The organism is Microbacterium sp. (genome assembly GCF_029263575.1).
Taxonomy (GTDB): domain Bacteria; phylum Actinomycetota; class Actinomycetes; order Actinomycetales; family Microbacteriaceae; genus Microbacterium.
This window is the reverse complement of sequence record NZ_JAJUFV010000176.1, coordinates 1-5,545: the sequence shown is the minus strand read 5'-3', so window position 1 is coordinate 5,545 and position 5,545 is coordinate 1. Positions and strand designations below refer to the sequence as shown.

6 protein-coding genes are annotated in these 5,545 nt (G+C 66.4%); 4 read left to right on the top strand and 2 right to left on the bottom strand.

From position 1 onward, the window contains the following. On the bottom strand, positions 1–1,189 hold a 1,189-nt coding region (locus tag Q1J95_RS13925; RefSeq protein ID WP_300268583.1), incomplete at its 3' end, for a nicotinate phosphoribosyltransferase. Between the two features lie 50 nt (positions 1,190–1,239). On the opposite strand from Q1J95_RS13925, the gene murI reads away from it, so the two are divergent. From murI to Q1J95_RS13905, 4 genes are all read left to right on the top strand, one after another. Continuing rightward, entirely contained in the window at positions 1,240–2,106 is an 867-nt protein-coding gene (murI, locus tag Q1J95_RS13920) for a glutamate racemase (protein WP_300268581.1), read from the top strand. Then, positions 2,103–2,858, top strand: coding sequence for a ribonuclease PH (rph, locus tag Q1J95_RS13915; protein WP_300268578.1), 756 nt, complete (start codon positions 2,103–2,105; stop codon positions 2,856–2,858). Before murI ends, rph begins: the two co-directional genes overlap by 4 nt. 2 nt (positions 2,859–2,860) lie before the next feature. Further along, positions 2,861–3,454 (top strand): RdgB/HAM1 family non-canonical purine NTP pyrophosphatase, encoded by a 594-nt coding sequence (gene rdgB / locus Q1J95_RS13910; protein ID WP_300268585.1) that lies wholly within the window; start codon positions 2,861–2,863, stop codon positions 3,452–3,454. A gap of 96 nt (positions 3,455–3,550) precedes the next feature. Next, positions 3,551–4,468, top strand: coding sequence for a cation diffusion facilitator family transporter (locus Q1J95_RS13905; protein WP_300268577.1), 918 nt, complete (start codon positions 3,551–3,553; stop codon positions 4,466–4,468). Positions 4,469–4,556: 88 nt separating this feature from the next. On the opposite strand, the gene ligD is transcribed toward Q1J95_RS13905, so the two are convergent. After that, a partial coding sequence (gene ligD / locus Q1J95_RS13900; RefSeq protein WP_300268576.1) for a non-homologous end-joining DNA ligase occupies positions 4,557–5,545 on the bottom strand: 989 nt, incomplete at its 5' end.

Genomic DNA, 5,545 nt, shown 5'->3' with positions numbered 1-5,545 from the left:
TGTCGATCTCACCGCCGTCGACGAGCGTGACCTGCAGCGCGCGGGCGTCGGGGTGCTCAGCAGGCGTGCTGAGATCTTCGAACCCATCGGAGACGATGACGGTCTCGGCAGTCGCGATGCCGCCGTGCAGCGTGCGAAACGCCGCTTTGCGCCCGCCGCGCGACTGCTTATCGCTCGAGCTCTTGGCGACGGAGACCCAGGACCCTGCTGGGTTCTGCCGGGCGACGAGTTTGTAGACCATGCCGGCCGTCGGATGCCCGGAGCCGGTGACGACCGAGGTGCCCACGCCGTACGAGTCGACGGGGGATGCCGCCAGGGCGGCGATCGCGTATTCATCGAGGTCGCTGGTCACCGTGATGCTCGTCCCGGTCGCGCCGAGCGCATCGAGCTGCGCCCGCGCGGCGGCAGCGACAGTGGGCAGGTCGCCGGAGTCGAGCCTGATGCCGCCGAGACCGGTGCCGGCGACCCGCACGGCGGTCTCGATTCCCCGGCGGATGTCGTAGGTGTCGACGAGCAGCGTCGTGTGGGAACCCAGGCTGTCGATCTGAGCGCGGAAGGCGTCTTCTTCCGTGTCGTGCAGCAGAGTCCACGAATGCGCGGCCGTCCCCATGGTGGGAACGCCCCAGCGTCTCCCCGCTTCCAGGTTGCTGGTCGCGCCGAACCCCGCGATATACGCGGCTCGCGCGGCCGCGACCGCTGACGCCTCCGCGGCGCGACGTGAGCCCATCTCGGCAAGCGGTCGATCACCGGCCGCGATGCTCATGCGGGATGCGGCTGTCGCCACGGCGGAGTCATGATTGAGCACGCTGAGAGCAAGAGTCTCGAGGATCACGGCATCCGCGAACGATCCCTCGACCGTGAGGATCGGCGAGCCGGGGAAGAAGAGCTCTCCTTCGCGATACCCGCGGATCGTGCCGGTGAATCGGTAGTTCTCCAGATACGTCAGCGCCGCGGCATCCACGATTCCACCGTCACGCAGAAAACGCAGCTCGTCATCACCGAAGCGAAAATCGCGCAGCAGCGACAGCAGGCGCCCGGTTCCGGCGACGACGCCGAACCGGCGTCCGCCGGCGAGACGTCGAGCGAACAGCTCGAACACGCTGCGGCGCGAGGCAGTGCCATCGTGCAGGGCCGCCGCCAGCATCGTGAGCTCGTATCGGTCGGTGAGCAGCGCCGTCGACGAAGTCATGCGCTCAGCTTACTGATCGCGCTGCTGGGAGAAGGGTAGGCTGGTGCCTCATGAACGACGCACCGATCGGAATCTTCGACTCCGGCGTCGGTGGGCTCACGGTGGCACGGGCGATTCGCGCGCAGCTGCCCCGAGAATCTCTTGTCTACATCGGCGACACTGCTCATTCTCCCTATGGCCCGAAGCCGATCGCCGATGTTCGCCGCTACTCGCTCGAGGTATTGGACACCCTCGTCGACCAGGGCGTGAAGATGCTGGTGATCGCGTGCAATACCGCATCCGCCGCCATGCTCCGCGACGCGCGAGAGCGCTATGACGTTCCGGTCGTCGAGGTGATCGGCCCTGCCGTGCGCCGAGCCGTGTCGACCACACGCAACGGCCGCATCGGCGTCATCGGGACGGTCGGCACGATCGGCTCGCGCGCCTATCAGGACATGCTCGAGGTCAACGAGAATCTGCAGGTGTTCACCGCAGCCTGCCCGAAGTTCGTCGAGTTCGTCGAGGCCGGCATCACCGGTACCGGCGAGGTGCTCGCCGTCGCCGAGGAATATCTGGCTCCGCTGCGCGATGCGGATGTCGACACTCTGGTGCTCGGTTGCACGCACTACCCGTTTCTGCGCGGGGCGATCGGCTATGTGATGGGCGAGGGCGTGACGCTCGTCTCCAGCGACGACGAGACCGCCGGCGACGTGTATCGCCACCTGGTGCGCGGTGATCTTCTCGCAGCGCCGGATGCCGTGGCCAGCCACGTCTACGAGGCCACGGGCGAGGCGACCGAAGATTTCACGTCGCTCGCCAACCGACTCATGGGTGCCGAGGTGCGAAACGTCCAGCACGTGCAGACCGGCGTCATCACTCTTCCTGACCTCACCGAGCTGGCGGATGCCGGTATCTCCAACCCAGAAGGAAATTCATGACTGACATCGTTCGCGCAGACGGCCGCTCCGTAGACCAGCTTCGTGAGATCACCATCGAGCGTGGCTGGAGCGCGAACGCCGAAGGCTCGGCGCTGATCAGCTTCGGCGGCACGAAGGTGCTGTGCACCGCATCGTTCACGAACGGCGTTCCGCGTTGGCTGACCGGCAAGGGCAAGGGGTGGGTGACGGCCGAGTACGCCATGCTGCCGCGGGCGACCAACAGCCGCAATGACCGTGAGAGCATCAAAGGCAAGATCGGTGGTCGCACGCACGAGATCTCGCGTCTGATCGGTCGCGCCCTGCGCGCGGTCGTCGATACGAAGGCACTCGGCGAGAACACAATCGTCATCGACTGCGATGTGCTGCAGGCCGATGGCGGCACCCGCACCGCCGCCATCACGGGCGCTTACGTCGCGCTCGCCGATGCCATCGAGTGGGGGCGCAAGAAGAAGTTCATCGGGCAGAAGTCTCAGCCCCTGCTCGACTCGGTCTCTGCTATCTCGGTCGGCATCATCGACGGTGTGCCGATGCTGGATCTGCCGTACGTCGAAGACGTTCGAGCCGAGACCGACATGAACATCGTGGTGACCGGGCGTGGCCTGTTCGTCGAAGTGCAGGGCACGGCTGAGGGCGCGCCCTTCGACAAGCGTGAGCTCGACGCTCTGCTCGAGCTGGGGGTCGCGGGCTGCGCGACGCTGAAAGAGCACCAGCTGGCCACCCTTCGACCGGCTCAGGGACCGGAGGGCGAGTGACGATGAGGGTCGTTCTCGCCACGCACAACCCGCACAAGGTGCGCGAGTTCCAGCAGATCGTCGCGCTGACGCGGCCTGATCTCGAAGTCATCGGGTACGACGGGCCTGAGCCCGTGGAAGACGGCGTGACGTTCGCCGAGAACGCGCTCATCAAGGCACGCGCGGCTGCCGCGCACACGGGCCTGGCAGCCTTCGCGGACGATTCCGGGATCTGCGTCGATGTTCTGGGCGGCTCGCCCGGCATCTTCTCCGCCTACTGGGCGGGGCAGAAGAAAGATGCATCCGCCAATCTCGAGCTGCTGCTCGATCAACTTGCCGACATCGCCGAGCCCCACCGCGGCGCTCAGTTCGTGTCTACGATCGCACTGGTCACGCCAGACGGCGCCGAGCGGACGGTCGAAGGGGTGTGGCCGGGCCGCCTGGCGACCGCGCCGGCGGGGGAGAACGGCTTCGGATACGATCCGATCTTCATCCCCGATGGACAGCTCGCCGGGGCGGAGCGCACGTCTGCTGAGTTCTCTGATGCGGAAAAGCAGTCGCAGTCCCACCGGGCACGTGCCTTCACGGCATTCGTGCCGTTGCTGCAGACACTCTGACTGGTTCGGACCACGGGCTTCGCTACTGAGAATCGTTACCCTTCCCGACTGCTGAAATGAGGCCGTGACGGGGGTTTTCTCTCGTAGCCTGGAGGTATGCACGATCATGCACCGAATGGTGGGATTCGCGGTTCCAGCAACCGCCGACTGCTGACCATTTCGCTGTGCATCACCGCGACGGTCATGCTGGTGCAGATCGTCGGCGCGGTGCTGACGGGATCGCTGGCGCTGTTGGCCGATGCGGCGCACATGTTCACGGATGCCTCGGCTCTTGTGATCGCGCTGATCGCCAGTGCGGTCGCCGCGCGGCCCGCAGACGACCGGCGGACGTTCGGCTATCAGCGCGCTGAGGTCTTCGGTGCGCTGATCAACGCGATCATCCTCATCGTGCTGTCGCTCATGGTCGCTGTCGAGGGCGTGCAGCGTCTGCTGACGCCGACGAAGGCCGAGATCGCCGGTGGACTCATGCTCATCGTCGCCATCGTCGGCCTCCTGTCGAATGCAGCGGCGATGTGGCTGCTCAGCCGCGCCCAGAAGACGAGCATCAACGTGCGGGGCGCATACCTCGAGGTGATGGGCGACCTGATCGGATCCGCCGCGGTGATCGTCGCCGCCATTGTCATCGTCACGATCGGTTGGATGCCCGCGGACGCGATCGCGTCGCTGTTCATCGCGGTGATGATCATTCCTCGTGCCATCTCGTTGCTGCGCGAGGTGTTCTCGGTGCTGGCTGAGTCAGCGCCGAAGGACACCCAGGTCAGCGAGATTCGCGCGCACCTGCTCGGGTTCGAAGGGGTCAGAAGCGTGCACGATGTGCACGTGTGGCAGCTCACTCGCGGCGCGCCCGTCTTCACGGCACATGTGAAGGTCGATCCGGCGCTGTTGGAAGAGGGGCGCGCGGGCCACCTGCTGGAGCAGCTGCAGGAGTGCCTCACCGACCACTTCGACGTTGCGCACTCGACATTCCAGATCGAACCTGTCGGCGCCGCGGATTGCGAAGAGACCCACGCCTGACCTGGGCCGGGGTGATGCGCTCATTCTGCATGAACGCATCGGATGGCATCTGAATGGCGTGATTCTCGCCCAGTTCCCGGTACTCGTCTCAGGATTCGACGACGATCTCCGAGGCGTCCTTGTCGGGGCGCAATCCGCGCCAGCGCGCGTGACGGAGGATGCCACCGGGCGTCCAGTTCGCGAACGCGACCTCGCCGATGAGCGACGGTTCGACCCAGAGGGCATCGCGAGCGTCGGCGGGCGGGATGCCGTTGACGCTCGTGCGGTCGGTTCGAAGCGGTTCGAGGCGGGCGGCGATATCGCGCAGCGTCCGCTCCGTGAAACCCGTTCCGACGCGGCCGATGTAGCGCAGAGATCCATCGTGCGAGTCCGGGATGGCAAGAAGGAGTGATCCGATGCCGCCGGCGCGATCTCCCTTGCCAGGGCGGATGCCGATGATGACGGCCTCTTGGGTGCGGGTGTGCTTGATCTTCAGCCACGACCCGGAGCGGGCGCCTGGGCGATATCGAGAACCCGACTCTTTGGCGACGACGCCTTCGAGCCCGAACGCCTGACTCGTCTGCAGCGCCGCATCCAGATCGTCGAAGACCGGCGGCACGCTGACCGGGCCCTCGGCGCTCTGGGCCAGCGTCTCCAGCAGAGCGCGGCGTTCTCTCAGCGGCACGCCCGTCAGGTCACGTCCGTCCAGCCGCAGCAGATCGAAGAGGTAGTAGACGATCGGGGTGCGTACGACCTCACGTTCGATCTCGCGGGCCCGGGTCACATGCATCCGGTTCTGCAGCCGGCTGAAGCTGGGGCGTCCCGATGCGTCCAGCGCGACGATCTCGCCATCGATGACCGCATCCGACGCGGCGAAGTGCGGGGCTCCGTCGCTGGTGAGCTCGGGATAGCGCGAGGTGATGTCTGTGCCGCTTCGCGCGTGCAATCGCAGCCGCCCCTCGTTCCACGTGCCGAGCGCGCGGATGCCGTCCCATTTGATCTCGATCCATGGCGAGCGCAACGAGCGGACGAGGCTGGGGGTTCCGGGCTCGGCGAGCATCGCGCGTGGCGGGGCGCCCGGGGCCGGCAATGGCGCCG

Coding starts and splice junctions, on each gene's coding strand:
- rph (WP_300268578.1), top strand. CDS start 2,103: ATGACTGACATCGTTCGCGCAGACGGCCGCTCCGTAGACCAGCTTCGT.
- murI (WP_300268581.1), top strand. CDS start 1,240: ATGAACGACGCACCGATCGGAATCTTCGACTCCGGCGTCGGTGGGCTC.
- Q1J95_RS13905 (WP_300268577.1), top strand. CDS start 3,551: ATGCACGATCATGCACCGAATGGTGGGATTCGCGGTTCCAGCAACCGC.
- rdgB (WP_300268585.1), top strand. CDS start 2,861: ATGAGGGTCGTTCTCGCCACGCACAACCCGCACAAGGTGCGCGAGTTC.